The organism is Terrabacter sp. 2YAF2, assembly GCF_052114705.1.
Lineage (GTDB): Bacteria > Actinomycetota > Actinomycetes > Actinomycetales > Dermatophilaceae > Terrabacter.
The window spans coordinates 401,372-427,915 of sequence record NZ_JBFRFG010000005.1 but is presented as its reverse complement, the minus strand read 5'-3'; the positions used below and the strand labels follow the sequence as shown (position 1 = coordinate 427,915).

Sequence of the window (26,544 nt, the reverse complement as noted above, 5' to 3'; positions counted from 1 at the left end):
GCACCCTCCCGCGCTCAGGTCGACGGAGTGTCAGGGGGTGAAGGCGTCGCGGAAGCGGGTGAGGGCGAGCTCGTCGTCGACCGACGCCCATCCCTCGAGACCGACCGGGCCGGCATACCCCATCTCCACGAGCGCCCGGGCGAGCGCGGGATAGGCGATCTCGCCGGTGCCCGGCTCACAGCGCCCGGGCACGTCGGCGACCTGGATCTCGCCGATGTGCGGGAGGGCCCGTCGGCACAGCTCGATGAGGTTCCCCTCGCCGATCTGGGCGTGGTAGAGGTCCAGCATCAGCCTCAGGTGGGGGCTGTCCACCGCCGCGACGAGGGCGAGGCAGTCGGCGGCGGTCGCGAAGGGCACGCCGGGGTGGTCGACGGCCGTGTTGAGGTTCTCGAGGACGAACACGACACCCTCGCGCTCGCCCAGCTCGGCGATGCGGCCCAGCGTGCGCTGCGCAGTCAGCCACATGGGTCCGGTCGCGACCGGCTCGGGCCGGACGGGCAGGCCCCGGTCGTCGAGGCCGGTTCCGTGCAGGTTGAGGCGCGGGATGCCGAGCCGCTTCGCCACGGGCACCGACTCGGCCGCGGTCGAGAGCAGCTCGTCGGCGCCCTCGGCGTCGGAGAGGCGCCCCCGCACGTAGCCGGTCATCGACGAGTAGACGACGCCCTCGTCGCGCAGGGCCTCCAGCTCGTCGATGTCGTGGCGCGTCCAGTCCCAGATCTCGACCTGGAAACCGAGCTCGTGGATCCGGCGCACGCGTTCGGCGAAGGGCAGGTCGACGAAGACCATCTCGGCACTGACAGCGAGCGTGAAGGGGCCAGTCGCCATCAGACACCAGCCCGGTCCGTGTCGCGCACGGCCACGGTGCCGCCGGTCTCGACGGCTTCGATGCAGGCGAGCGCGATCCGGAGCGCGGCGCGGGCGTCCTCGCCCCCGACCTTCGTCGGGGTGCCGCCGCGAACGGCGGCGCAGAAGGCCGCGAGCTCGCCGGCATACGCGTCGGTGAACAGGTCGGTGTCGGCGCAGGCGGTCGGGCTGGAGACGCCAGCGGCGCTCCAGTGCGCGGTGCTGAGGTGGGCGGGGCTGCCGGCGGTGACCATGCCGGCCGAGCCGAAGACTTCGCCCCGCACGTCGTAGCCGTAGGCGGCCGAGAAGCTCGCCTCGGCGACGGCGATCGCTCCATTGTCGTAGCGGATGGTGACGACGGCGGTGTCGAGCAGGCCGGCGTCCTTGAAGTCGGGCGCAACGAGGGCGTCGGCCATGACGGAGACCTCGACGGCCGTCGCACCGGCGTTGAACCAGTTGAGGGTGTCGAAGTCGTGGATCAGCGTCTGGGTGAAGATCGTCCACGGCGGCACGCCGGCCGGGTTGGCCAGTCCCGGGTCGCGGGTCAGCGAGCGCAGCAGCTGGGGCGTGCCGATGCCCCCTGTGGCCACCGCCTCGTGGGCCGTCGCGAAGTCGCGCGCGAAGCGCCGGTTGAAGCCCACCTGCAGGGGTATGCCGGCAGCCCGGCTCGCGGCGATGGCGCGGTCCGCGTCGGCGAGGGTCATCGCCATCGGTTTCTCGACGAAGACGGCCTTGCCCGCCTGGGCCGCCGCGACGACGAGGTCGGCATGGGCCGTGCTCGCGCAGGTGATCGCCACGGCCTCGATGCGTGGGTCGTCGATGAGGGCCTGCGGGTCGGTGAGCCACTGGACGCCGAGCTGGTCGCCGAGGCGTTGGGCAGCGGCGGCCTGGACGTCGGCGACGGCGACGAGCTCGGCCTCACCGAGGCGTCGCGCCAGGGTGGTGGCGTGGTGGGTGCCGATGCGTCCGGCTCCGATGAGCCCGAACCGGACGGGGTCGGTGCGCGTCATGACTGCTCCTTCGCAAATCTGGACTAGAGCGCTCTAGTGTCGGATCCAGTGAAGCCGCTCGTCGCCACGGGCGTCAAGGGGTTGGCCGAATCTTGTGGAGCGCTCTAGAGTCGCGGCGTGGGACGCGAGAAGGTCACGATGGAGCACGTCGCCGCACGTGCCGGTGTCTCCCGCGCCCTCGTGTCGATCGTCTTCCGCGGCGTCCCGGGCGCCTCCGAGGCCACCCGCGAGCGCGTCCTGACCGCGGCGCGCGAGCTCGACTACCGCCCCGACACCCGGGCGAGCCGACTCGGCAGCAGCCGGACCCGGACGCTCGGCGTCACCTTCCAGGTCGGTCACGCCTTCCACGGCGACCTGCTGGAGAGCCTCTACGTGCACGCGGACGCGATGGCCTACGAGCTCGTGCTGAGCGGTGTCACGCCCTCACGGTCGGAGGAGGCCGCCGTCGAGACGCTGCTCGCCGAGCGGTGCGAGGGCATCGTCTTGCTCGGCAGCACCCAGTCCGCCACCCAGCTCGCGCGGCTCGCGACGCGGGTGCCGGTGGTGAGCGTCCTGCGCCCGGTCCCGGGCGAAGAGGTGGGCGTCGTGCGCACGGACGACGCCGCCGGCCTGCGCCTCGCCGTCGAGCACCTGCGGAGCCTGGGCCACACCCGCATCGCCCTGCTCGACGGCGGCCGCACGGCGGGTGGTGCCGAGCGGCGCCGCGGCTACCGCACGGCGATGCGTCGCGCGCCGGCGCTCGCAGAGGTCGTCCTGCCGGCGGGCCTCACCGAGCTCGAGGGTGCCGAGGCCGCGCGGGCGTTCCTCGCCCTCGGTGGCCGCAGCGAGCGGCCCACCGCCGTCGCCGCCTTCAACGACCGGTGCGCGATCGGCTTCACCGATGTCGTCCGGCAGGCCGGGGTCCGCGTGCCCGAGGACGTGTCGATCGTCGGTTTCGACGACATCACCGAGGCCGCCTACCCGCATGTGGCGCTGACGACGGTGCGCCAGGATGCAGACCGCCTCGGGGCAGAGGCCGTGCGCTCCCTCGCGGACCGCCTCGACGGAGCGGTCCCGACCACCGTCGCCCCCGGGCGCACCGTCATCGAGCCCGAGCTCGTCGTGCGCGGGAGCACGGCTCCGCCGGTGGGGTCGGCGGAGCCGGCACGATCCGCCAGCTCGGCGGGAGCCTCGTGACGGGGCGCGACGTCGGGTCGGACGTCCGTCTCCAGTTCACGAGCCTGCCGGGCCGGGTCGTGCGGTCGCTGGCCCTCGGCGGGGACCGCTCTCGCGCAACGCCGCTCGTCGTCATCCTCCCCGGCCTGGGCCTGCCGTTCTACACGGTGCCGACGGCGCGGGCGCTCGTGGCGCGCGGGCTGGACGCCACCGTGCTAGACCTGCCGGGGTTCGGCTCGAACCTGCCCCGGGCGACCCGTCCGACGATCCATGCCATGGGAATGACCGCGGCGCGCTGGGTCGAGACCCAAGCGGTCGGACGCCCGGTGGTCGTGCTCGGTCACTCGACGGGTGGGCAGGCGGCCCTGACCGCGGCCCTGGCCCTGAGCGCGCGCCGCCGAGACTTCTCCCTCGTGCTCGCCGGGACGACCTTCGCCCCCGAGCAGCGTCGGGTGCATCGGCTGGCTCTGGCCACCCCGTTCGCCTACCGCCACGACCGCCTCGACCAGCTCGACCCGATGGAGGTCTACCGGGGCCGCACCGGGATCGTGGCGATGCTCCACTCCGGTCTGCGCGATGCGCCGGAGGAGCGGATCGCCCACCTCCCGGCAACCGTGACGGTGACCGCCGGCGTGCACGACGCCTTCGTGCCGACGCACTGGCTCGACCGGCTCGCCCTGTCGGCAAACACAGCGCCGACCGTGCGGACGTCGCGGCTCGGCGGATCGCACAACAACCTCTTCACCCATCCCGACGAAGTCGCCGACCTCGTCCTCCTCGCCGCCGAGGACGCCACTCGAGGCTGGTGAACACCGAAAACCCCGGCGCGCCGACAGGCATGCCTCTGGCACGTTGGACCCATGCCGACCTACACGTCGTACGACGGGACCGAGCTCGCTTATCGCGTCGAGGGATCGGGCGATCCCCTCGTGGTCTGGCCGGGAGGACCGGCCCGCGACGCGGCCTACCTCGGTGACCTCGGCGGCCTCGCACGGGCTGCCGACCGGTCGCTCGTCATCCCCGACCCACGCGGCACCGGGGCGTCGCCAGCACCGGCCGACCCGACGGCATACGCAGCCGTGCGGCTCGTCGACGACCTCGAAGCCCTCCGCATCCACCTGGGGCTCGAGGCCATCGACCTCCTCGGCCACTCGGCCGGCGGCTCGGTCAGCCTGGTCTACGCCGCCCGGCACCCGGCACGGATCCGCCGCCTCGTGCTCGTCACCCCGGGCACCGCCGCCACGGGGCTCGACGTGAGCGACGACGAGTGGGATGCCCGAGTGGCACTGCGTCAGGCGGAGCCGTGGTTCGCGGACGCGAAGGAGGCCCTGGACGCCGACGACGGCACCCCGGCGACACGACAGGCGATGTCTCCGTTCCTCTACGGCGCGTGGACCGACACGGCGAGGCAGCATGCCGCCTCGGACGACGAGCAGCGCAACCGCGAGGGCACGCGCGCCTTCTGGGCTGAGCGACCCGACCCGGAGCAGACGCGTCGAGCCCTGGGCGCCGTGTCCGCCCCGGTGCGGGTCATCGTCGGAGAACTCGACCTCATGCCGGGACCCGAGCTCGGCGAGCAGCTCGCAGCGTTCTTCCCGGACGGGCGCTGCGTCGTGCAGCCCGCCGCCGGCCACTTCCCCTGGGTCGACGACCCGGCACTCTTCGCGCGGCTGGTCGTCGAGGCCCTCGCCTACTAGCCGACCAGCCGACGACGCCTCAGTCGCCGGGCACGGGGTCGCGACCCTGCCACGTGCAGACGCACGCCTCGTTGCCTTCGGGGTCGGCGAGGATCCAGAAGGCCGGCGCCTCGGCGTCGGACACGAGGTGCCCGCCGGCAGCCAGGGCACGCTCGATGCGCCCGGCAGCCTCGTCGTGCGCGACGGTGACGTCGAGGTGGATCCGGTTGCGCTGGGGCCTGGGCTCGTCCATCTGCTGGAACCAGACCGCCGGACCCATCCGGAGAGGGTCCTGGACGTCGTTGCGGGCGATGACGTCCCAGCCGAGGACGGCGTCCCAGAAGGGCCGGACGGAGTCGATGTCGAGGGCGTCGATGGCGATCTCGACCACGGTCAGCGTGCTCGGCTCGGACTCGAGCCCCATCTCGGCGACGACGGCGTCCACGGACCGCCCCACGGCGATGTCGTCCTCGGTGACGCCCACGGCCGGCTCGGTGGACACGGCAAGGTGCACGACCTCGCCGCGGACGTCGATGTCGGGCCCGCGACCGAGCGCGGCCGTCACCTCGCCAACGCGCGCGACGAAGGCGAAGGCGGTCGCCGCATCGGTGGCGCGCACCGAAAGGTGCATGCGCTGGAGCAGGAACCGCCACAGGGGCAGGGCGTCGGACGCCGTCTGGCGCGTGAGCTTGTCGGCCATGGCCCGACCGTAGTCCGCTCCGCCGACGATCGGGGCAGCTATAACTCCGGACGCCGGCGACCCATGGGTTGAGGACGGGCGCCGCTGTGCATTGGGTCATCCACTGACTCAACGCACAGCGGCGGGGCCACTGCGTCATGTGATGACTCAACGCACAGCGCTCGCGGGGTCTGCGGCCCTGCCACGAGCGTCAGTCCTGACGGTCGCCGTTCCAGCTGATCTCCCACGTCGTGTTGTCGCCGTGCTGCTGGGTCCAGAAGGTACGCCAGGCCGGCGACGTCGTGGGCCGGGGCAGCTTGGCGCCGAGGAGACCGGCCACCGTCGGGTCGCCGTCGGACACGTGGATGCCGGTGATCTCGTTGTCGCCGTCGTTGTATGCCGGTCCACCCATCGCGTCGAACGTCGCCGACGCGTCACGACCCTCGGCGAGGAACCGCACGGGCCGGGGAGCGCGACCGCGGCCCGCGGCATACGACCCCTCATCCTCACGACCGTGACGGAGGTCGAAGACGTAACCGGAGTCCAGCGCGTTGCGCTGGGTGTGGAGGCTGTCGCCGGCGTCCTCGACGACGAGGAGGTCGTCGGCCGTCGCGAAGGCGATGTTGTCGAAGCCGGTGTGCTCCTTGTCGCCGACCGCAGCGATCGAGATGCGACCCGTGTCGGCACTCGGGCTGGACTGCGAGACGCGGAAGACGCCGCCGTACGCACCGGGGAGCGTGCTCGACGTGCTCGTGTCGCCGGTCTCGGTGAAGTAGAACTCCTTGAAGCCGGTGCCGGGACGGAAGACGCCGTTCTCGGGGCGCTTGAGCGGCGTCGCGTTCGCAGCCTTGGCGGCGGCCGTGGCGTCGAACGCCTCGGTCGTGCCGGTGTGGATGGTCACCCACTTCGTCCCGAAGGACGAGCCGTACGTGTGGAGCTCGCCGATGAAGGGGTCCGACGGGTTCGACTGGAGCTGGGAGCTCGTGGCCGCGGATCCGTCGCGGCGCTGGATCTGCAGGGCCTGGAGCTCACCGCCCTTGGTGAGGTCGCTCTTGTCGGTGGGGACGAAGCGGTAGACGAAGCTGTTGGGCACCTTGCCGCCGCCGGCGGCCGCGCCGCCGATGTCCTCGACGAGCCAGACGTTGCCGTCGGCGTCGTTCTGGATGCCCTCGAAGCCACCCGACCCGAGGGCGGGCAGGCGCGTCGCCTTGGCGCCGTCGACCGGGTCGCCCTTCGCGTCGAGGCCCACGCCGAAGACGCCCCCCTTGGGTGAGCCCGACTCCGCCGTGAGGAGCAGCTGCCGGGTGAACGGGTCCCACGTGATGCCGTCGATCGTCGGGTAGGCGTTGCCGGCCGTGTCGGTGTCGGAGACGAGCGTGACCCGCTTGAGCGGGTCCGTCTCGTCGAGGTTGATGCGCGTGACGTAGCCGCGCGGACCGATCTCGTGGCCCTGGTAGAGGTAGTGCTTGCCGCCGAGGACGAGGTAGACGTTCTTGTCGGGCTCGGTCTTGTGGGCCTCGTTCGCCGTCTGGGTGAGCGGCGCGCCGTCGAGCGTGTTGTAGCCGTAGTGCGTGACCCCGTTGGCGGTGTCGGGGTTCGTCAGGGGCAGGGTGCCCCAGGCGACCGACGTCTGGGTGGCCGACGGCGTCAGGACGTTGTTCTGGACGCCGAACTTCGGGTTGGCGTGGGGGACGTTGACGACCGGCAGGCCGCCGTGCGCATCGGCGGAGGAGCCGCCGAGGGCGAAGGCGGCGGCCGCGGCGAGCGTGCCGACGAGCCCGGCCTTGATGATGGTGGGAGTGTTCACGGAGAACCTCTCGTGCATACGGACTCAGGTGTCCGAGGGTGAGTTGTCAGACGCCTCAGAGCATTTCGGGAGCACCCTGCGACTTCGGTGAACTGCCGGAGAGTTCTCCGGGACTTCTCGGTGAAGTCGTGGATCGCGTCCTGCATCAGGTACGAGGACGCCCCAGTGCCGGCTCGCTCACCGACGGACGGCCGTTCTCGAGGTGACCCGCGAAGGCACGCAGGAAGGTCGTCCCCGCGGCGACGACGGTGAGGTCGTACCAGCCGCCCGTGCTCGCCGTGTCGATGGTGACGGGTCGGCGACCGACGCGCTTTCGCCCGCCGTAGGCGTCGTCCACCGTCACCTCGACGCCGCGGGGGGCGTCCACGAGGACGGTGACGCGCTGGCTGCGTCCCTCGCGACGCAGCTCCACGCGTACGCCCTGGGTGCCCCGAGCGCCCGCGTCTCCCGCGAAACGGCGGAAGAAGCCGTTGGGCCCGTGCAGTTGGATGTCGTAGTCCCCCGTGACGGGCCACGTGGCGCGCAGCTCGTCGCCGGCGCCGACCGTGTAGCTGTGCGGCTGGCCGGCGGGCTCGATGGGCCTGGCCTGCACGTGGACTCCGCGCCGGCCGTGGTTGTCGAGGTCCACGGTGATCGCCCCGGCGGTCTGGCGCTCGCGGACTTCGAGGTCGTAGCCGGTCGGGCGGGCGGGGCGGGTGCCCGGCTCCTGGCTCGGCATCGTGCCCTGCGCCGGCGGCGTCGGCTGGTAGGAGGGATGGCGTTTGTCGTCGAAGGGCTTCCACGCCGTCGTGCTGGGCAGCGACGGGACAGCCTGCACCGTCTTGGAGAAGTCGAACGCCGACGTGAGGTCGCCGGCGACGGCGCGACGCCACGGGGTGATGTTGGGCTCCTTGACGCCGAAGCGTGCCTCCATCAGCCGGATGACCGACGTGTGGTCGAACGTCTCCGACGACACCCAGCCGCCGGTGCTCCACGGCGAGACGACGAACATCGGCACGCGAGGGCCCATGCCGTAGGGGCCGGGTCCGTGCTCGCCGTCGTAGAACTCGTGGTCGGTCGGGACCGTCGAAGCGCCCGGAATGACAGGCGAATTGGGGTGAGGCGGCACGAGGTGGTCGAAGAAGCCGTCGTTCTCGTCGTAGGTGATGAGCAGGATCGTCTTGGCCCACATCTCGGGGTTCGACGTGAGGGTGTCCAGGACCTTGGAGATGTACCAGGCGCCGTAGTTCGTCGGCCAGTTCGAGTGCTCGCTGAAGGCCTCCGGGGCCGCGATGTAGCTGACCGACGGCAGCGTGCCGGCCTCGACGTCCTTGCGCAGCAGCTCGAAGTAGTCCTGGCCGTGGCGTGCCCTCGTCCCGGTGCGCGCCTTGTCGTGCAGCGGTGATCCCGGGGCAGCATTTCGGTAGCTGTTGAAGTAGAGGAGGGAGTTGTCGCCGTAGTTGCCGATGTACGGGTCGGACGTCCAGCCCCACGAGCCGGCCGCGTCGAGACCGGTCCCCTCGTCCTGGTAGACCTTCCACGAGACGCCGGCCCGCTCGAGCCGCTCGGGGTAGGTGCGCCAGTCGTAGCCGAGCTCGTCGTTGTAGAGCACGGGGCCGCCGCCCTTGCCGTCGTTGCCGGTCCAGCCGCTCCACAGGTAGTAGCGGTTGGGGTCGGTGTTGCCGATGAACGAGCAGTAGTACGCGTCGCACACCGTGAACGCGTCGGCGAGCGCGTAGTGGAACGCGGCGTCCTCACGCTGGAGGTATGCCATCGTCGTCGTCCCCTTGGCCGGCACCCACCCGTTGTAGTGACCCTTGTTGACCGCAGCCTGCCCGTCGGTCCAGCTGTGGGGCAGGCCCTCGAGGAAGGCCGCGCCGAGGTCGTCGGCGGTCGGGTGGAACGGCAGGATCTCGCGCGCGCCGTCCGACTGGTGCCAGACGTTCCGCCCGCTGGGCAGCTGCACGGGGTGCGGGTCGCCGAAGCCGCGGACGCCGCGGAGGCTGCCGAGGTAGTGCTCGAAGGAGCGGTTCTCCTGCATGAGGACGACGATGTGCTCGACGTCCTTGAGGGTGCCGGTGGCCCGGTTGGCGGGGATGGCGGCGGCGCGGGCGATGCTCTGGTCGAGCATCGTTGCGGCCGCTGCACCGCCGGCGATCTGGAGGAAACGGCGCCGGTCGAGGTTGACCATGGGTTCTCCTGGGCTGAAGGCGAGTGGGAGCGGCCCCAACCTCCTCCCGCCGGGCGAACGTGGCAGGGACTGCAGGTGACCGGAGCGCGAAGTCGTGGTCAGGGCTTGGTCCGGCGCCCCGGCCGCGAGCAGGTGCGGTACTTTCGGCGCGTGACCTGTCATCGGGCGGAGGCGCAGTGAAGTCCAGGGTCACGATCCTCGACGTTGCTGCCCAGGCGGGCGTGTCCATCTCATCGGTCTCGGCGGCCCTGAACGGGCGCCCCGGGGTGTCGGAGGACACCCGAGGGCGGATCGTCGACGTCGCCCAGCAGCTGGGATGGGTGCCCTCTCTCCGTGGCCGGAGCCTGTCGGGGCGGAAGGCGTATGCCGTCGGGCTGATGTTGGAGCGCTCGTCGGAGGTGATCGAGTCCGACCCCTTCTTCGCCGGGTTCATCGCAGGCGTGGAGTCCGTTCTGGAGCGGCAGGGGTTCGCTCTCGTCCTCCAGGTCGCGTCCAGCCGGGGGTCCGCCGTCCAGCGCTACCGGCAGCTGGCTCTCGACCACCGCGTCGACGGGGTGTTCCTCACCGACATGTCGCAGGACGACGCGCGGGTGCGACTGGTGACCGACCTGGGGCTGCCAGCCGTGGCGGTCAACTCCGCCCCGAGATGTGCCCTGCCTTCGGTGCGCCAGGACCACCGGCCGGGACTGGTCGAGCTCATGGAGGAAGTCATCGCGCTCGGCCACCGGCGGGTCGCGCACGTGGCGGGCCGCCGAGGGCTCATCCACACTCGTCAGCGCGTCGACGTCTGGCGGTCGGCGCTGGCGAAGGCCGGGTTGGAGCCCGGCCCGCTCGTCTACGGCGACTTCACGATCGAGAGCGGCAGCCGGGCCGCGGACTCCTTGCTGGCGGCCGGTGGCGAGACCCCGACGGCTGTCGTGTGCGGCAACGACCTCATGGCGATCGGCTTCATCGCGCGGGTGAGCGCGCTGGGCATCGACGTGCCGTTGGAGATGTCGGTGACCGGCTTCGACGGCATCCAGCTCGGCGCCTACGTGCGGCCGGCGTTGACGTCGGTGGCCACGGCCCCCCGGTCGCTCGGCGAGGCCGCCGCCTCGATGTTGCTGGCCGTCATCCACGGCGAGACTCCGTCGGACGTCACGGTGCCTGCGACCAGGCTCCTGCTGCGCGACTCGCTCGTGGACGCGCCGCGAACCTGACCGACCCCGGACCCGGATCACCCACAGCAACGTCCCGTGCACGTTACCGAAGTGCAGTGTTGCAAACCCCCATCTGGCTGTTCCCGAGTGCTACGTTTCCGCCAACCAAAACGTTTCGGTTGATCCGGAGGCATCATGGCAACAATGAAGTTCCGTGGGATGCGCCACATGACGATCGCTGCAGTGGTCGCCGCCGGCCTCGCGCTGGGCGCGTGCGGCGGTGGCGGCGGCACCTCGGGAGGGGCGGCCCCGTCGGTCGGCGGCGCCGTCAGCGGTGACCTGAACATCCTCGTATCCAGCGCAACCGGGTCCGACGCCGGATTCAAAGCAGTGACGAAGGCGTTCAACACGAAATACCCGAACGTCAAGGTGAACTTCTCGGCCGTGCCCAACGAGAACTACAACCAGACCCGCTCATCCCGGCTGACCGCCGGCAGCGTGGACGTCGTCGTCGCCTTTCCGCGTGAGGTGCCGAGCTATGTTTCGGCCACGAACGCCGGAGACGACGCCCGTCTCGCGGACGCCGGCGGCTTCCTCGACCTGACGGGTCAGCCCTTCCTCAAGGCGTTCAACCAGTCGGTGCTCGACGGGACGAAGTACAAGGGCAAGAACTACACGGTGCCCACGGGCCTCAGCTACTACACCGGCATGTTCTACAACAAGAAGATCTTCGCCGACAACGGGGTCAAGATCCCGACCACCTGGCAGGAGCTCGTGGCAGCCTGCGAGAAGCTCAAGGGCAAGGGCATCGTGCCCCTGGGAATTGCGGGCAAGGACTCAGCGGGCGTGACGACCCTGGGGGTGGTGGAAGGTCTCTACCCCGACGCCGCGGCCAAGAACGACCTGGCCAAGGGTCTCTACGGCGGCTCGGTGAAGCTCGACGACGGCAAGCAGCTGGAGGTGCTGCAGCGGCTGCAGACCCTCTACGGCTACGCCGAACCCAACTTCGCCGGCATCACCTACCAGACCATGACCTCGGACTTCGTCAACGGCAAGTTCGCCATGATGGGTGACGGCACGTGGAACACGACCTCGATCCAGACGGCCGGCGGCTCCAAGCTCGACTTCGGCTACTTCCCGCTGCCGTCGAGCGACAACGCGCAGGACAACAAGTTCCTCGGCGGCAAGGTCGAGCTTTCGCTCGCCATCCCGGCCAACGCCAAGAATCCGTCGGCCGCCATCGCCTGGCTGGACACCCTCGCCACGAACTACCAGCTGTTCAACGACCAGGCCGGCTTCGCCCCCGCCGTCACCGGCGTCAAGGGCAACGCCTTCTACGACGGGATCGCGGACTACACCAGCACGTTCCAGCCCGCGTGGGACACGATCTGGATCGCCAACACCAAGGCCGGCCCCGCTGCATCCGTGCCGTTCAACTGGGCCGGTGTGAAGCCGATGGGCACCATGGACGCGGCTGGTGCCGCTGCGGCGGCGGAGAAGGACTGGCAGGCGGGGCTCAAGTAGGCCGCCGGTGGTCGCGGACGGACGCCGGGACCGTCCGCGACCCGAACCCGGCGCGAAGGCACCGATCGGGTTCGCCGTGGATGCCCCGCAGCGTCAGACCACCAGTACGGACTCGGACCAGGAGGTAGTTCGGTGAGCCAGTCACGCACCATCATCTTCGGACGACGATCGACAGCCCAGCTGCTCTTCGCGCTGGGCATGAGCCTCATCGTCGTGTTCTCCCTCGTGCCGGCGGTCGGCATCCTCGCGGTCTCGTTCACCGACATCCGCTCGTTGCCCTTCCTGCCGGTGAGCTTCGTCGGCCTGGAGAACTACGCGACGTTCTTCTCCTCGGCGCAGCTCGGCTACAACCTCAATGCGCTGAGGAACACGCTCGTCTTCGCGGTCTCCGTGACCCTGTTGCAGAACGTCCTCGCCTTGTTCATCGCCGTGCTGCTCAACCAGCGGTTGCGTGGCAGGAACTTCGCCCGAGCGGTCGTCTTCCTGCCGACGATCCTCGGCGTGACGATCATCGGACTGGTCTTCAGCCTGATCTTCAACCCCTCGGGTGGGCCGGCGGCGAGCGTGTGGGGCTGGTTCGGCGCGTCCTCGGCGTTCTTCGGCGACCCGGCCCTGGCCATGCCGCTCGTCATCGGGATCTCGGTCTGGTCGGGGCTCGGGGTGGCGGTCGTCATCTATCTGGCGGGTCTGCAGGCGATCCCGCCGGAGCTGTACGAGGTCGCCTCGATCGACGGCGCGTCGAGCTGGCAGCGGCTGCGCTACGTGACCACTCCCCTGCTGGCGCCCTCGATCACCGCCAACACGCTGCTGTCACTCATCGGCGCCCTCCAGAGCTACCAGCTCATCTACGTGCTGACCGGCCCCATCAACCCGGCGACGCAGGTGCTGTCGCTGGCGATCTTCACCCAGGGCTTCGGTGGGGCCCAGGGCGGCACGGCCCTGTCACAGGGCTATGCGGCCGCCATCTCGATGGTCCAGTTCGTCATCGTCATGATCGTCTCGTTGGCAACCCTGGTGTACCTGCGACGGAAGGAGACGGCGCTGTGAGCGCCATCAATGCACCGACCGCAGTCGGCGGCGGCGTCCTGGCGGTCCCGGAGAACGAGCCGATCCGCGGCGGCACGGCGCCGAAGCGGGGCAAGTTCGTCCTCTACGCGCTCATGGTCCTCGTCGTCGTCCTGTACCTCTACCCGTTGCTCTTTCTCGTCAACACCGCGTTGAAGTCCGAGGCGGACTTCATCGCCGACCCCACCGGCCTGGTCACCGCACCGCAGTTCTCGAACTTCGCGACCGCGGCCGACAAGGGCAACTTCGCCGCGTACCTGCTCAACAGCGTCCTCTACACCTTCGTCGCTGCAGGCGTCGGCATGGTGGTGTCGTTGCTCGTCGGGTTCCCGGTGGCTCGTGGTTATGTCAAACACACCCGGCTGTGGAACGCAACGTTCGCCGCGATGCTCTTCCTACCCAACACCCTGATCACCGTCTTCCAGCTCGCGCTGCGCCTCAACCTCTACGACACCCGTCTCGGCTACATCCTCATCATGGCGTCGGGGGTGGGCGTGGGCCCGCTGCTCGTGACCGGCTACCTCAAGTCGGTGCCCAGGGAGATCGACGAAGCCGCCGCCTTGGACGGGGTCGGGTACGTCCGCTACGTCTTCGGGTTCCTGCCCACCCTCATCAAGCCCGTCCTTGCCACGGTCTTCATCCTCCAGGCCATCGGCGTCTGGAACGACATCATCCTCGCCACGATCCTGCTGCCTGATGCGTCCAAGTCGCCGGTGACGCTGGGGCTGTTCGCGTTCAAGGGCACGTATGTCAGCCAGTGGAGCCTCCTGTCGGCCGCCACGATGATCGTGGCTGCCCCGCTCGTCGCGGCCTACCTCTTCCTGCAGCGCTACCTCGTCGCCAGCGTCGTCGGCGGTGCGGTGAAGGGGTGACTGTGCGATGAGCCACCCAGCGATCCCGGCTCCGTCGGCCCTTCAGCGTCGCGAGCAGGTGCCCCGTCCTACGCGACTCGCCCTGATCGGAGCGGGCCGGTTCGGGCGGTTCATCCTCGACTCGGCCTCGGCCGTGCCGGAGGTCCGGCCTGTCGTCGTGGCGGACACTGATGCCGTCCACGCCGCTCAGCTCGCCGCCGACGCGGGATGTCGGGTCGCCACCGTCGAGGAGGCCCTCGCAGCCACCGACGTCGATGCTGTGGTCATCGCCACCCCGCCCCGCACGCACGCCGAGCTCGCGCAGGCGGCACTGCGGGCCGGCAAGGACGTCTTCTGTGAGAAGCCCCTGGCCGCGACCCCCGGCGATGCGGCGCAGACCCGCGCGCTGGCGGAGTCCCTCGGCCGCGTCATGGTCATCGACCACGTCATGCGCTACAACCCGCTGCTCCGGGCCATCCAGACCGTGCAGAACCACTGTGGCCTCAAGCCGATTCGCTTCCTCTTCGAGAACGACGCCGCAGACGAGAGCCTTCCGCGCGACCACTGGTTCTGGGACGAGTCGGCCTCTGGTGGGATCTTCGTCGAGCACGGGGTGCACTTCTTCGACGCCGCGACGATGTTCGTGTCCGACCCCGCGACCTCGGTGAGCGCCATGACCACCTCGCGGGCCGGCTGGCCGGCACCCGACCTCGTCACGGCGACGGTGATGCACGGGGACTGCCTCGCGACGCATACGCACTCGTTCACGCACGCCCATCGCTGCGAGCGCCAGCTGATGCGGATCGACTTCGGCAGCGCGGAGGCGCGGATCGCGGGGTGGATACCCGTCGAGGGCGTGCTCGACCTGCACACGGACCTCGCGGGCGAGAGCGCCGTGCGTGCGCTCGTGGCCAGCCCTGCGTTCGTCGGCCTCGACCCCGGGCGCACCGGGTGGCACGTCGACGTGCAGGCACGCGACGTCACCGGCGACGGCGACGCGGTGGGTCGCGGGACGCGGTTCGGCGCCTCGCGTCGCGTGACCGTCACCCTCTCCCTCGGCGGCGAGGCCGCCAAACAGACGGTGTATGCCGCGTGCGTCGCGGCCGCCCTGCGTGACCTGCACGACTGCCGCACCGAGCCAGGCCGCCAACCCCTGTCGGGCCCGCGCACGGCCGAGGCGGCCGTGGTCCTGGCCGACTGCGCGACCCGAGCGGCGTCGCTCGGGCGCACCGTCGCTGTTCCCCCCGCTGACCACTCACCCGCGAAGGAAGCCTCCTGATGTCCCACGGCCCCGTCCACTTTCCCCTCGGCCCGTTCACCCCGCACGAGCACAACCCGATCCTGACGCCGCAGGGCGCCGGGTGGGAGTCCGGGAGCGTCTACAACCCGGCCGCGGTCGTCGTGGACGATCGGGTCGCCCTGCTCTACCGGGCCCATGCGGACGACATCGTCTCGCACGTCGGCCTGGCCTGGAGCGACGACGGCTACCGGTTCGAGCGCGAGCCTGAGCCGGTGCTCTCCCCCAGCGAGGACTACGACGAGTTCGGCTGCGAGGACGCCCGGGTGACGATGATCGACGGGACGTTCTACCTCACCTACAGCGGGTGGGACCGGAAGCGGGCGCTGCTGTGCCTGGCCACCTCGACCGACCTGCACACCTGGACCAAGCACGGTCCTCTCTTCCCGGACTTCGACACCTTCCAGCCGCAGGGTCGGGGAGAGACGGGCCCCTGGTCGAAGGCAGGCGGCATCGTGCCGGTCATGGTGAACGGCCGCTGGCTCATGTACTTCGGCGAGGGATCCATCTGGACGGCGACGTCGGACGACCTGCTCACGTGGACGCCGACCGTCGCGGACACCGAGCCGCCGGTGATGGCACCGCGCCCGGGAACGTTCAGCGACTTCCTCGTCGAGGTCGGTCCTCAGCCGCTCATCACCGACGACGGCCTGATCCTCCTGCTGCACAACGCCGCCGTGAAGAACGCCGACGGCTCCGTCTGCTACACCGCTGGACAGCTGCTGATCCACCCCGACCGACCGAACGAGATCCTGGCCGAGCTGACCCGTCCGTGGCTCGAGCCCGTGACCCGCGAGGAACGCCACGGCCTCGTGTCGAACGTGACCTTCGTCGAGGGTCTCGTGTGGCTCAGGGACCGCTGGCTGGCCTACTACGGCCAGTCCGACTCCACCCTCGGGGTGGCGACCTTCGTGCCCGGGGCGCGGCACTCCGACCTGTCGGCGCCGTCATGATCACCAGTGAGAAGGAGCAGTCATGATCACTCGTCGCAGCTTCATCGCCGGATCCACCGCGGCGGCCGGGCTCGTCATGAGCGCGACCGGCGCACACGCCGCGGGAGTCCCGCGGGCGCAGGGCTCGGCACCGACTCGCCCGCTGACGAACCTCGCACACCTGCAATGGCTCCTGGACTCCGTTCCCCTGCAGGCGAGCTCGACGCACACGACCTACGAGATCGCGGCACGGCCCAGCGCCCAGGCGCCCTGGACCTACGCAGACGCCCAGTCCGCCGGTGGCTGGCGACGGGTCGGAGGTGGGTCCCTCGACCCGGCCACCGGGCACTGGTCCCAGGGGGCCTACAACGCCGACGACATCGCCCGAGCCGCTGTCGTCTTCATCCGGCACTGGGTGTCCACCGGGGACGCCTCGAGCCGTGACCACGCGGTCGAGCTGCTCCGGACGCTGACCTTCCTCCAGGACGCGACGGGCCCGTATGCCGGCAACGTCGTGCTGTGGATGCAGGCCGACGGGACGCTCACCCCGAGCGCCGAGCCTCGCGAGCTGCCCGACCCCTCCGACAGTGACGAGTCCTACTGGCTCGCGCGCACCGTCTGGGCGCTCGGCGAGGGGTATTCCGCGTTCGCCGCCGTCGACCCGGGCTTCGCCGGCTTCCTGCGCGACCGACTCCAGCTGGCCATCGGGGCGCTGGAGCGGGCGTCGCTGGGGCGCTACGGCACCTGGCTCGTGGCGGACGACGTCCGGGTGCCCGGGTGGTTGATCACGGGCGGCGCGGACGCGACGGCCGAAGCGTGTCTCGGGCTCGCGGCATACGTCCGCGTGGCTGGTACCGACACGCGGGCACGGACCGCGCTGGCGCGCTACGCCGAGGGCGTTGCGGCGATGCGCAGCGGACAGGTCGGGGTGTGGCCGTTCGGTGCCATCCTCCCGTGGACCGGTTCGCAGAGCCTGTGGCACGCCTGGGGCGGCGAGACCGGTCAGGCGCTCTGCCGGACGGCAGCGGTGCTGGGGAGCTCGTCGCTGCGTTCGACCGGGCTCTCTGATGCCGGGTCGTTCACCCCGACACTGCTCGCCTCCGGCGGTCCCTACAACGCGTGGGCGCCCCTGCCGGGCGAAGCCCAGATCGCCTACGGCGCGGAGGGCCGCGTCGCCGCGCTCCTGGCCGCGGCGGACCTGACGGGGTCCGACGGCTTCCTGCAGCTGGCCGGGCTGGCCGGGGGATGGTTCTTCGGCGCGAACCCCAGCGGAGCGCCGACCTACGACCGCGCCACGGGAGCCACCTTCGACGGGGTGGAGTTCGACGGACGGGTCAACCGCAACTCCGGTGCCGAGTCGACGATCCACGGGCTGCTCGCCATGATCGCGCTCGACGGGCACCCGCAGGCAGCCTCGCTCGCGGCGTCGGTCACCAGCTACCGCTGGGTGGGCCTGCACCACGTCGAGGCCGAGTCGGGTGTGCTCGAGGGCGGCGCGGCCGTGGTCACACCGCCGTCGACCTGGACGGGGTCAGCGAACTGGTCGGGCGGGGCGTACGTCTCGGTGCCTCGCGGCGGCTCCGTGCGGCTCGACGTCGTCGGCGACGACGGCGCGTTCGTCCATCCCGTCGTCAACCGCCGGAAGGGCCAGCTCGGGACCAGTCGCTACGTCGCGGTCTCGAAGCACGGACGTCGCACCCTGCTCGGCAGCCTGGACAACGGCGGACTGCGCGAGACCGGCGTCGTCGAGGCCGAAGGACTGCTGCGGCCATTCCCGCTGAGCCGCCCGCTCCCCCCGGGGACCGTGGCCGTCGTCGTCGAGTCCGACGGCGACCTGCAGCTCGACTGCCTCCTCGTCCAGCCCGCGGTCTCGACGGTCCGCTATGCGAGGAGCGAGGGGCGCGCGGCCGTCCTCTACGTCAACGCGGACACTAGGCCCTCCACGACTCCTGCCGTGGCACCTGGCCGCGGCTGGACGTGGAGCGCCGACGGGAAGCGCGGCGGCGCAGCGCACTCCCCGATGGTGCGCGTGACCGGCGGCGGCTTCGCCATCACCCGATGACTCCCTGGACACAGCTGCCGACCCACCAGCGGTGGGCCGAGCAGCGGTTCGCCCGGCTCATCGAGTTCGCCCTCCCGAGCGTCCTGCCGCAAGGCGGCTTCGCCTACCTCGATGGCGAGGGCCACGCCATGCCGGGCCGCGAGCCGACACTGCTGCTCACTGCCCGTATGACGCACGTCGCCGCGATCGGGTCCGTGCTCGGCATTCCCGGGTCCGAGCGGCTGCTCACGCACGGGCTCGACTCGCTCACCGGTCCGTTCCGCGACGAGGTCGACGGCGGGTGGTTCGGCAACCTCGAGAGGGACGGGAGGAAGCTCGCGTACGAGCACGTCCACGTCATCCTCGCCGGCGCCTCCGCGGCGGTCGCCGGCGCACCTGGCGCCCGCGCCCTGCTCGACGAGGTCGTCGACGTCGTCGAGCGGCGCTTCTGGAACGAGGAGGAGGGGGCGCTCAGCGAGTCCTGGTCACCGGACTGGCGCGACCCCGAGCCGTACCGAGGCGCCAACGCGAACATGCACGCCACCGAGGCGTTCCTCGCGCTCGGCGACGCCATCGACGATGATCTCTGGCACGCGCGGGCCCTGCGCATCTGCGAGCGGATCATCAACCGCGACGCCCGAGCCCGGGACTGGCTGATCCCGGAGCACTTCGACGCGGACTGGAACGAGCTGCCGGACTACAACATCGAGAGCCCCCACCACCCGTTCCGACCGTACGGTGCGACGTACGGACACTCCCTCGAATGGGCTCGGTTCCTGTGCAGCCTGCACGCCTCCCCACGCGTGTCCGGCGACGGCTGGCTCCTGGAGAGCGCCGAGGCACTGAGCCGAAGAGCGTTGGGGGCGTGGGGCGTCGACGGTCGGGAAGGGCTGGTCTACGCCGTCGACTGGGATGCGCGCCCGGTGTCGAACCTCAGGCTGCACTGGCCCGTGTGCGAAGGGATCCAGACCACCGCGATGCTCCGGCGAGCCACCGGCAACGAGGTGTGGGAGCAGTGGTACCGCCGGCTCTGGGACCACGCGGCCACGTACTTCCTCGACTCGTCCGGAGGGTGGATCAACGAGCTAGACGACGACATGCGCGAGGGTGGCACGGTGTGGCCAGGGCGACCCGACGTCTACCACGCAGCCGGGGCGTACATCGGACCGCTTCTCCCGCCGTGGCCGTTCATGACAGCGGCTGCAGCGGACCGGGGTTGAGGCCGCGCTGGTTGGAGCTCGCCGGCGAATGAGGAGGACCATGCGGCAGCACAGACGGGCAGCGACGGATGGGTACGTCATGGCCGACGGCCTGTCCACGGCGCCGCCGGTGTGGCCCCGATGGCCGACCGGCGGGGCGCAGGACGTCGGGCTGACCCGCTGCACGGCGCCGTGCACCCGATCGAGAGCGATGACTGAGCATGGCCGTCGAGACCCAGGTCTTTCACCGCAGGCCCTACCGCGGCTCACACACGGTCACGCGCGTCGTCGGTCCCGCCTCGATCGCCGCACTCGTCACGGCATTCGCGGTGCTCTGGCTGCTCGCCCGGCCACGCGGGGACGGGGGGCCGTTCGTCGGCCAGCTGATCGGGGCCGAGGGCGTCCTGCTCATGTCCATGGGACTCGTCCTCATCAGCACCCTGCGCTGGGTGGAGCAGTTCTTCGACGGGATCGACAAAGCCGCCGTGTGGCACCGTCGCGTCGCCATCGCCGGCACGATCCTCATCGGCGTCCACATCGCCACGACCGGGAACCGCCACCCCACCCACCTCGGCCCGACGCTCGGCACGATCGGCATCGTGGGCCTCGCAACGCTGACCGTGTGGGCCATCGCTCCGCGCTGGCGCTCCCTCACCCCTCGCCGGCTGCGCCAACCGGTGGAGCGCCTCATGGAGACGCCAGCGGTCCAGCTCGTCGGGCGGTGGGTCGGCGGCTACGGCCTGTGGCGGGGGTTTCACCGGCTCACCGGCATCTTCCTCGCCTTCGGCTTCGTGCACGGGGTCATGGACTCCACGGTCTTCGGCTCGCAGCTGCTGCGCTGGTCCTATCTCGTGGCCGGCGGTGTCGGGATCGCCTTCTACCTGTATCGCGAGCTGCTGGCCCGGCACTTCGCCCACACCCACGACTACGAGGTGTCATCGGTCGAGCCCATCGACGACGCGTCCTTCGAGATCTGGCTGCGCCCCCTCGGGGAGCGCTTCGCCTTCCGCCCGGGACAGTTCGCACTGGTCAACCTCGAGGCCCGTGACGGCTGGCACCGCCACCCCTTCACCATCGCGAGCGGGTCGCAGGAGAAGGAGGTCCGCATCACCGTGCGCGCCCTCGGCGACTTCACCTCGAGCATCGGCGAGCTCGTCGAACCCGGTATGCCGGCCGTCATCAGCAGCCCGCAAGGACACTTCGACTACACCCGCGGCACCGAGCGCCAGGTCTGGGTCGCCGGGGGCATCGGCGTCTCACCCATGCTGAGCTGGCTCCGCTCCGCCGCGCCCGACGGGCTGCCGCACCGGGTCGACTTCTTCTACACGGCCCGCGGGCCCGCTCCCCTCGCCGACGAGGTCGCCCACCTCGCCGATCATCACGACGAGCTCCGCCTCCACCTCATCGACACCGCGGCATCGCCCCGGCTGACGGCTGAGCACATCCTCGAGACCGCGGGGACGGAACCTCGCGAGCTCTCCGCCTTCCTCTGCGGGCCCGAGCAGATGGTGAGCACGCTCCAACGCGAGCTCGTCCGTGCCGGCGTCAAGCCGGCCAACGTCCACCGCGAGTACTACAACCTGCGCTGAGGCGGCCGCGCCTTCTCGGAGCGATGGGGGCGCCATCGGTCACGCCGCATGCCGCCGGCGCTGACACAACGGAACCGCGCTTGAGCCGACGTTGCCCTTCACAGTTGGGACGCTCCGCGGCCACGCGGTGCGCCCATCCCGCCGCGTGCGGGCCACCTCCTGAAATGTGCAGAAGTGAACTCTCCCACCAACCCGTCGCGAGTCCAAGGGCACCCTCGAGGTCGCTCAGCCGTTCTGCACGAGTCGCAGCAGACTGCCGTCCGGATCGACCAGAGCACCAATTCGCAGCCCGGAGGACTCGCGGCGAGGTGGATGAATCCGAGGCCATCCGTGCGTCGTCTCGGGCAGCCCAGCGGCACGGCATACCGCATAGAAGTCATCGACATCGTCGAGCCTCAGGCAGCAGCTGAACGAGCTCGTGGAGGGGTCCAGATCCGGAAAGGGAAAGAACTCTAGGTACACCCCGCCGCGTCGCAAGATCATCCAGCCGTCGTCGCGGTAGTCCTCGATGAACCCCAGCTGCGCGTAGAACGCGCTCGTACTCACGAAATCACGCGCTGGCAGGTTCGGTGTCGCCCGGTCGGTCATACCGCACAGTAGGCGCACCAGAGTCTGAGATCGGTCGCGGCGCCCCCGGCTATCGAACGATTTGGCGTAGCCCATTCCGCCGCCAGTCGACCGCTGCGCCGAAGCGTGTCGCCGCATTGACGACCGGCCCCGATGCACTTGCGTGATCGACCGTCAGCTGCTCTAGAGGGGGCGGCGTCGAGAACGTCGGCTTGGGCTCGCGCCAGCGCCCCTCCAAGCGCAGGCGTTTCCGTTGGTAGGGGTCTCTCGGAGCACTGCGTGGCAGCTGAAGGTGAGCCCACCCTGCGTCCCTCAACCGAGGGGAGATCCCGTCGAGATTCCGAGGACCACAGGTCAACCGGCCCGTTGACGCCCTAAGGCGATAGGTACAGACTGATCTGATCATCAGAGCCAATCCGGACTCAGCGACGGGTGGAGTTGGCATGAAGTCTCAGACGATTCGGACACGCTTTTGGCTTGAGGCTTGCCTCGCTGGCCTGTTCGGCTTCCTAAGTCTTCTCACAGTCTTCTGGCGAGATTGGATCGAGGCAACCACCGGTTTCGATCCCGACCAGCACGGCGGCTCGGTCGAGTGGATGATCGTGGCAGGGCTTCTGATCCTGTGCCTCGCAGTGTCGGCCGTGGCACGGGTGGAATGGCACCGCCCAAGCAGGCTCGCGAGGTCCGCGGCCTGAACGCACGGGACCGCTCCTCACGACGCCTGCAAGCGCAAGGAGAAGGACATTGACTTTAATGAAGGGCGTTCCCGACCCTCAGATACCAGGGAAGAATCGGGCGATTGACGCCAACGACACCGCGTTCTTGGAGGCGTTGAGAGCCAAGGCGGATTCGACGTCCGATCACGAGATCGTGCTGCAGTATCTGAACGAAGCGTCACCAGACGAGCTGAAGGCGGCCCTGACGCAAGCATCGCCCGCACAGAAGCATCTGCTCTTCTCTGGCGTCCCGGCTGACCAGATCGCCTCAGTTTTGGCGACGACACCAAGTCGCGTGCTTGCTCCCGCGACACCGCCACCTCCAGCGCCCGCCCCGACGGGCGGCCCACCGGCTTCGATCATGGAGACCACGTTCGAGAATGTTCAGTACCCTCCCGCGGAGAACGATCCCGACTGGGCCCAAAAGATCAGCGGAGGATCGACCATAGGCATCACGTCGCCACCTCCTTGGGAATGGGTGTCGGTATATGACCAAACTTTCGAGAAGGAGGGTTCGCTGAACAACCCCGTCGTTGGCCTAACAGGCTGGGTTGTCAACCCCCAGATCTCCGGCGCGGACGTCTGGTTCGTGCACCCCTTCGACAACGACTTCGAGTTCTACATCGCGCCCGACCCTCAATTCCAAAGCCTGCTTTCAGCATCAAACACTGGCGTCAACCCTAGCACCGGCAATATCGACGCCGACTTTCACAACGCCAATAGCCAAGCACACGCCATCGGTCTCGAGGTGCCCACCGGCGTCCTGGGAGTCGAGACCGACCAGCGCCTCTTGCCGGAGTCCTTCCGGAACATCGTGAAGACGGGTTCCCGAATTGCGGCGTTTGGGAGATGGATCGTTGATTGCGGTCACGACGACTTCCATACCGAGATACACGCGCCACTGCTCATGGCGGTCGCGACACCGGGGCCCGCCCCGGCCGGAGTCAAAGCCGTCTCCCAGATGACCTCGGTTCAGATCATCTCGCGGCCCTACACCGTGAGCCAGAAATGGCCAGAGGGCAACTTCATCGACCACCTGCTAGCCGAGGTAGCGAAGGTCGAGACCACATTCTTCGGCGTCCCCTTCTCCTGGCGTGTTGAGGCGCACCCGACCATCTTCACCACCCCCTATGACGGTCGCCCCTTCATCAAACTACTCGTCCAAACCCCACCCCGGACGCACCACCCCGGACCCCTCGCCCAACCGGCGCTACTAAAGGTGAACTTCCACTTCACGCACCGAGCTCGAGTCGCAGTCCAGGTCTTCAATGCCGGAAACGACACCGTAGGAATAGCTATCGTGCTTGGGGACCTGAATCCCGCGACGCTCCCACCGAAGCACGACCGCACGATTCAGTGGAGTGAACTCGGAGACACGTATTCCTACGTGATCGACGCCTTGCAGATAGCGGATATCCTCACCTTAGACATCGCCTCGGCCGTCGTCCTAAACCGAGGCATCCTCACCGACATCTATGACGCGCCCAGCGCCACCAGCCCCCTCGACAACGAGAACATCGCCCAGCCCGTCCAGATCGACGAGCTACCCGCGGGCGCAGGCTTGTCCGAGGACGACACCCAACCATTCCCGATCTATGGCTGGCTCAACGTATGGTGGGAAGAGCCCCCGGTCGTGGCGAAGCCATAGCCTCGGACAGCAACAGCAGGCGACGCTACAGTCCGCTCACGGACGTGTTCCTCATGTGGCATTTGCGACATGCTCGCCACGCGGATGGCTCGCCAACGGACAACGGCGACCCCGATGGGACACTGGCTTCGATGAGGACTTTGATCGTCTGAAGATCATTGGTGCCCACCCCGATGAACCCGGCCGCCCAGGCCGTTCCGTCGCTCGGGCCCGGCTCCGGCTCGGATTCAGAGACGAACCAGAGTGCTTCACGATCGACGGCTGCACGCGGGCGAGGACCGGTGGACTGAGGAATTCGTCGGCGCGCGATCCTGCCCGACTGCCCACTGCAATGCCTGGAACTGGTGGCATGCGGGTGTTGCTGAAGGCGCGTCTATGCGCCGCGTTCGCACTACTCGCCCGAGACTGCTTTCTCTGCTGCCTGCCAGGCCACTCCAGCGTGGTCTCCTGCCCCGACCTGACTCAACGCGCGGGCATCGACGTCTCAGGCAATCCCGGCATACTCCGACGGGTGGTCCGGTTCATCGCGCCGCAGGCGTCGTCCATTTAGTCGTCACGCGACAGTCGGCTCAGCCGCCCGTCACCGAAGCGCTGAGCGCCAACGTCTCGCTCGTGTGGTGGCACACCGCCTCGTGAGCCGGCGAGACGGTGACGCTGGGCGGCGCATCGACCTTGCAGACCGACGTGGCGAACCTGCAGCGAGTGTGGAAGCTGCATCCGGATGGAGGGTCGATAGGCGACGGCGGATCGCCTTGCAGGACGATTCGTTTCGCCCGACGGGCCGACCGCTCGCGGTCGATCGTGGGCGAGGCCGAGAGCAGAGCCTGGCTGTACGGGTGCGCAGGGGTGGCGAAGAGGTCCGCGGTGCTGGCGGTCTCGACGTTGCTGCCGAGATACATGACGGCTGTGCGGTCGCTGATGTGTCGGACGACGCCGAGGTCGTGCGCGATGAAGACCACCGCGATGCCGAGTCTGCCTTGCAGATCCCGCAGGAGGTTCACCACCTGGGCCTGCACCGAGACGTCCAGCGCGGAGACGGGTTCGTCGCAGACCAGCACCTTCGGCTCGAGCGCGATGGCTCGGGCGATGCCGATGCGCTGGCGCTGCCCGCCGGAGAACTGGTGGGGGTAGCGGCTCATCATGTCGGGCGACAGGTTGACCATCTGCAGCAGCTCCGCGACCCGCTCGCGTCTCTCATCACCGCTCGGATGGGTGCGGTGCACGCGAAGCGGCTCGGCAACGAGGTCGAGGACGCTCATCCGTGGGTTTAGGGAGGTGTAAGGGTCTTGGAAGACCATCTGGATGTCACGTGTGAGGGCGCGGCGCCGGCTGCCGGTTGCGTGGGTGACGTCCTGCCCGGCGATCTCGATGGTCCCGCTGTCCGGCTGCTCCAGCCCGACGAGCATCCGCGCCAAGGTGGTCTTGCCGCACCCGGACTCACCGACGATGCCGAGCGACTCGCCGCGGTGGACGACGAGGCTGATGTCCCGGACGGCCTTGACCTGGTGGCGGCCGCGCCCGGCGGACCCTGTCGTGAACGTCTTGCTGACCCCCGTCGCGCGCAGGACCGGCTCAGGCGTTGGCATCGAGCACCTCCAGGGATCGGAAGCAGGCCGACTCTCGCGCCGGGGCGATGGCCTCGAGCGGTGGTCGTATGGAGCGGCAGGTGTCGACCGCCCAGGTGCACCGCGGGTGGAACGGACAGCCGGACGGCTTAGCCGCCGGCCGGGGCGGACTGCCTGGGATGACCGGCAGGCTGCTGCCGATTCGTCTGGCCTGGGGCACCGAGTTGAGCAGGGCCTCGGTGTAGGGATGTGCCGGGCGGTCGAAGAGCGCGTCCGCGCTGGCATGCTCGACGATGCGGCCGGCATACATGACCGCGACGCTGTCGGCCACTTGGCAGACGACCCCGAGGTCGTGCGTGATGAGCAGGACGCCCATGTCGAGTTCGGTGCGGAGTCGGTCGAGCAGCTCGAGGATCTGCGCCTGGACCGTGACGTCGAGGGCGGTCGTGGGCTCGTCGGCGATGAGCAGCTCCGGTTGGAGGGCGATGGCCATCGCGATGAGCAGGCGCTGGCGCATCCCGCCGGAGAACTGGTGGGGGTAGTCGTCGATCCGAGAGCTGGCGCCTGGGATGCCGACGAGCGACAGCATTTCGCCGGCCTGCTTGCGGGCCTCCTTGCGCGAGGCGCCGCGGTGCTGGCGGTACATGTCGCCGATCTGCTCACCGATCGTCAGGACGGGGTTTAGCGCGGAGAGGGCGTCCTGGAACACGAGGCTGACCGTGCTACCGCGCAGGCGGCGCAGCTCCTCCGGCGAGCAGCGGAGCACGTCGGTGCCCGCGACCACGAGCTCGTCGGCCGTGACGTCCGCCCCGCCGCCGGAGGTCAGGCCCATGATGGCGCGGGCCGTCACCGACTTGCCTGAGCCCGACTCCCCGAGCAGGGCGAGAAACTCGCCGCGTCGCACGTCGAGGCTGACGTCACGCACCGCAGGGACCAGTCCCTGGCGGGTGCGGAAGTTGACATCGAGCCCACGAAGGCGCAGGGCGGCCGTGGACGAGGCGTCCCGGGCGCGGGCCGAGACAGCGGGTGCGACAGACATGGGACCTCCAGACGGGATGCGTCGAGTGTGCC

22 protein-coding genes are annotated in these 26,544 nt (G+C 69.7%); 14 read left to right on the top strand and 8 right to left on the bottom strand.

Annotated elements, in window-relative coordinates:
- Positions 1 to 30: 30 nt before the first annotated feature.
- Together AB4030_RS08610 and AB4030_RS08605 are read right to left on the bottom strand one after the other, a co-directional pair.
- Entirely contained in the window at positions 31 to 825 is a 795-nt protein-coding gene (locus AB4030_RS08610; RefSeq protein ID WP_442278799.1) for a TIM barrel protein, read from the bottom strand.
- Positions 825 to 1,853 carry a Gfo/Idh/MocA family oxidoreductase gene (locus tag AB4030_RS08605; protein ID WP_442278798.1) on the bottom strand — a complete coding sequence of 343 codons (1,029 nt, stop codon included), beginning with the start codon at positions 1,851 to 1,853 and terminating at the stop codon, positions 825 to 827. Before AB4030_RS08605 ends, AB4030_RS08610 begins: the two co-directional genes overlap by 1 nt.
- Positions 1,854 to 1,970: 117 nt before the next feature.
- On the opposite strand from AB4030_RS08605, the gene AB4030_RS08600 reads away from it, so the two are divergent.
- The 3 genes from AB4030_RS08600 to AB4030_RS08590 are packed head-to-tail and all read left to right on the top strand — an operon-like array spanning position 1,971 to position 4,705.
- Positions 1,971 to 3,029 (top strand): LacI family DNA-binding transcriptional regulator, encoded by a 1,059-nt coding sequence (locus tag AB4030_RS08600; RefSeq protein ID WP_442278797.1) that lies wholly within the window; start codon positions 1,971 to 1,973, stop codon positions 3,027 to 3,029.
- A complete protein-coding gene (locus AB4030_RS08595; RefSeq protein WP_442278796.1) occupies positions 3,026 to 3,817 on the top strand; it encodes an alpha/beta fold hydrolase in 792 nt (263 codons plus the stop codon). Before AB4030_RS08600 ends, AB4030_RS08595 begins: the two co-directional genes overlap by 4 nt.
- Before the next feature lie 51 nt (positions 3,818 to 3,868).
- Positions 3,869 to 4,705 (top strand): alpha/beta fold hydrolase, encoded by an 837-nt coding sequence (locus tag AB4030_RS08590; RefSeq protein WP_442278795.1) that lies wholly within the window; start codon positions 3,869 to 3,871, stop codon positions 4,703 to 4,705.
- Positions 4,706 to 4,724: 19 nt separating this feature from the next.
- On the opposite strand, the gene AB4030_RS08585 is transcribed toward AB4030_RS08590, so the two are convergent.
- The 3 genes from AB4030_RS08585 to AB4030_RS08575 form a co-directional block, all read right to left on the bottom strand.
- On the bottom strand, positions 4,725 to 5,384 hold the full coding sequence (locus AB4030_RS08585) for a VOC family protein (RefSeq protein WP_442278794.1): 660 nt from the start codon (positions 5,382 to 5,384) through the stop codon (positions 4,725 to 4,727).
- Between the two features lie 190 nt (positions 5,385 to 5,574).
- Positions 5,575 to 7,170, bottom strand: a complete 1,596-nt coding sequence (locus AB4030_RS08580) for an alkaline phosphatase PhoX (protein WP_442278793.1) — start codon at positions 7,168 to 7,170, stop codon at positions 5,575 to 5,577.
- A 145-nt stretch (positions 7,171 to 7,315) separates the two neighbouring features.
- A complete protein-coding gene (locus AB4030_RS08575) occupies positions 7,316 to 9,340 on the bottom strand; it encodes a phosphocholine-specific phospholipase C (protein WP_442278792.1) in 2,025 nt (674 codons plus the stop codon).
- Between the two features lie 176 nt (positions 9,341 to 9,516).
- Between AB4030_RS08575 and AB4030_RS08570 the strand changes: the two genes are divergently transcribed.
- The 9 genes from AB4030_RS08570 (at position 9,517) to AB4030_RS08530 (ending at position 20,977) form a co-directional block, all read left to right on the top strand.
- Complete coding sequence (locus tag AB4030_RS08570) at positions 9,517 to 10,539, top strand: LacI family DNA-binding transcriptional regulator (protein WP_442278791.1); 1,023 nt, start codon at positions 9,517 to 9,519, stop codon at positions 10,537 to 10,539.
- Positions 10,540 to 10,707: 168 nt separating this feature from the next.
- The gene (locus AB4030_RS08565; protein ID WP_442278790.1) at positions 10,708 to 12,003 is read left to right on the top strand and encodes an ABC transporter substrate-binding protein; all 1,296 of its coding nucleotides are present in this window, start codon (positions 10,708 to 10,710) and stop codon (positions 12,001 to 12,003) included.
- 132 nt (positions 12,004 to 12,135) lie between these two features.
- Entirely contained in the window at positions 12,136 to 13,050 is a 915-nt protein-coding gene (locus AB4030_RS08560) for a carbohydrate ABC transporter permease (RefSeq protein WP_442278789.1), read from the top strand.
- Entirely contained in the window at positions 13,047 to 13,940 is an 894-nt protein-coding gene (locus AB4030_RS08555) for a carbohydrate ABC transporter permease (RefSeq protein ID WP_442278788.1), read from the top strand. Before AB4030_RS08560 ends, AB4030_RS08555 begins: the two co-directional genes overlap by 4 nt.
- A gap of 7 nt (positions 13,941 to 13,947) precedes the next feature.
- Complete coding sequence (locus tag AB4030_RS08550) at positions 13,948 to 15,198, top strand: Gfo/Idh/MocA family protein (protein WP_442278787.1); 1,251 nt, start codon at positions 13,948 to 13,950, stop codon at positions 15,196 to 15,198.
- Positions 15,198 to 16,169: a glycoside hydrolase family 130 protein gene (locus tag AB4030_RS08545; protein ID WP_442278786.1), complete on the top strand. Its 972-nt coding sequence runs from the start codon at positions 15,198 to 15,200 to the stop codon at positions 16,167 to 16,169. The genes AB4030_RS08550 and AB4030_RS08545 overlap by 1 nt, the downstream gene beginning before the upstream one ends.
- Before the next feature lie 22 nt (positions 16,170 to 16,191).
- A complete protein-coding gene (locus tag AB4030_RS08540; protein WP_442278785.1) occupies positions 16,192 to 18,210 on the top strand; it encodes a hypothetical protein in 2,019 nt (672 codons plus the stop codon).
- A complete protein-coding gene (locus tag AB4030_RS08535) occupies positions 18,207 to 19,409 on the top strand; it encodes an AGE family epimerase/isomerase (RefSeq protein ID WP_442278784.1) in 1,203 nt (400 codons plus the stop codon). Before AB4030_RS08540 ends, AB4030_RS08535 begins: the two co-directional genes overlap by 4 nt.
- Positions 19,410 to 19,609: 200 nt before the next feature.
- Positions 19,610 to 20,977, top strand: a complete 1,368-nt coding sequence (locus AB4030_RS08530; RefSeq protein ID WP_442278783.1) for a ferredoxin reductase family protein — start codon at positions 19,610 to 19,612, stop codon at positions 20,975 to 20,977.
- A 225-nt stretch (positions 20,978 to 21,202) separates the two neighbouring features.
- On the opposite strand, the gene AB4030_RS08525 is transcribed toward AB4030_RS08530, so the two are convergent.
- Positions 21,203 to 21,565 (bottom strand): bleomycin resistance protein, encoded by a 363-nt coding sequence (locus AB4030_RS08525; RefSeq protein ID WP_442278782.1) that lies wholly within the window; start codon positions 21,563 to 21,565, stop codon positions 21,203 to 21,205.
- Between the two features lie 422 nt (positions 21,566 to 21,987).
- Between AB4030_RS08525 and AB4030_RS08520 the strand changes: the two genes are divergently transcribed.
- Together AB4030_RS08520 and AB4030_RS08515 are read left to right on the top strand one after the other, a co-directional pair.
- On the top strand, positions 21,988 to 22,239 hold the full coding sequence (locus AB4030_RS08520) for a hypothetical protein (RefSeq protein WP_442278781.1): 252 nt from the start codon (positions 21,988 to 21,990) through the stop codon (positions 22,237 to 22,239).
- Between the two features lie 58 nt (positions 22,240 to 22,297).
- On the top strand, positions 22,298 to 23,908 hold the full coding sequence (locus tag AB4030_RS08515; RefSeq protein ID WP_442278780.1) for a hypothetical protein: 1,611 nt from the start codon (positions 22,298 to 22,300) through the stop codon (positions 23,906 to 23,908).
- Positions 23,909 to 24,477: 569 nt separating this feature from the next.
- Here the strand turns inward: AB4030_RS08515 and AB4030_RS08510 are convergent.
- Positions 24,478 to 25,494 (bottom strand): ABC transporter ATP-binding protein, encoded by a 1,017-nt coding sequence (locus AB4030_RS08510; protein WP_442278779.1) that lies wholly within the window; start codon positions 25,492 to 25,494, stop codon positions 24,478 to 24,480.
- Positions 25,481 to 26,512, bottom strand: a complete 1,032-nt coding sequence (locus AB4030_RS08505; RefSeq protein WP_442278778.1) for an ABC transporter ATP-binding protein — start codon at positions 26,510 to 26,512, stop codon at positions 25,481 to 25,483. The genes AB4030_RS08510 and AB4030_RS08505 overlap by 14 nt, the downstream gene beginning before the upstream one ends.
- Positions 26,513 to 26,544: the final 32 nt, after the last annotated feature.

What these genes read in the sequence shown, in the direction of transcription:
- AB4030_RS08540 (WP_442278785.1), top strand. Translation starts at nt 16,192, where the DNA reads ATGATCACTCGTCGCAGCTTCATCGCCGGATCCACCGCGGCGGCCGGG.
- AB4030_RS08550 (WP_442278787.1), top strand. Translation starts at nt 13,948, where the DNA reads ATGAGCCACCCAGCGATCCCGGCTCCGTCGGCCCTTCAGCGTCGCGAG.
- AB4030_RS08585 (WP_442278794.1), bottom strand. Translation starts at nt 5,384, where the DNA reads ATGGCCGACAAGCTCACGCGCCAGACGGCGTCCGACGCCCTGCCCCTG.
- AB4030_RS08535 (WP_442278784.1), top strand. Translation starts at nt 18,207, where the DNA reads ATGACTCCCTGGACACAGCTGCCGACCCACCAGCGGTGGGCCGAGCAG.
- AB4030_RS08545 (WP_442278786.1), top strand. Translation starts at nt 15,198, where the DNA reads ATGTCCCACGGCCCCGTCCACTTTCCCCTCGGCCCGTTCACCCCGCAC.
- AB4030_RS08505 (WP_442278778.1), bottom strand. Translation starts at nt 26,512, where the DNA reads ATGTCTGTCGCACCCGCTGTCTCGGCCCGCGCCCGGGACGCCTCGTCC.
- AB4030_RS08520 (WP_442278781.1), top strand. Translation starts at nt 21,988, where the DNA reads ATGAAGTCTCAGACGATTCGGACACGCTTTTGGCTTGAGGCTTGCCTC.
- AB4030_RS08530 (WP_442278783.1), top strand. Translation starts at nt 19,610, where the DNA reads ATGGCCGTCGAGACCCAGGTCTTTCACCGCAGGCCCTACCGCGGCTCA.
- AB4030_RS08515 (WP_442278780.1), top strand. Translation starts at nt 22,298, where the DNA reads ATGAAGGGCGTTCCCGACCCTCAGATACCAGGGAAGAATCGGGCGATT.
- AB4030_RS08590 (WP_442278795.1), top strand. Translation starts at nt 3,869, where the DNA reads ATGCCGACCTACACGTCGTACGACGGGACCGAGCTCGCTTATCGCGTC.
- AB4030_RS08525 (WP_442278782.1), bottom strand. Translation starts at nt 21,565, where the DNA reads ATGACCGACCGGGCGACACCGAACCTGCCAGCGCGTGATTTCGTGAGT.
- AB4030_RS08565 (WP_442278790.1), top strand. Translation starts at nt 10,708, where the DNA reads ATGACGATCGCTGCAGTGGTCGCCGCCGGCCTCGCGCTGGGCGCGTGC.
- AB4030_RS08575 (WP_442278792.1), bottom strand. Translation starts at nt 9,340, where the DNA reads ATGGTCAACCTCGACCGGCGCCGTTTCCTCCAGATCGCCGGCGGTGCA.
- AB4030_RS08610 (WP_442278799.1), bottom strand. Translation starts at nt 825, where the DNA reads ATGGCGACTGGCCCCTTCACGCTCGCTGTCAGTGCCGAGATGGTCTTC.
- AB4030_RS08510 (WP_442278779.1), bottom strand. Translation starts at nt 25,494, where the DNA reads ATGCCAACGCCTGAGCCGGTCCTGCGCGCGACGGGGGTCAGCAAGACG.
- AB4030_RS08605 (WP_442278798.1), bottom strand. Translation starts at nt 1,853, where the DNA reads ATGACGCGCACCGACCCCGTCCGGTTCGGGCTCATCGGAGCCGGACGC.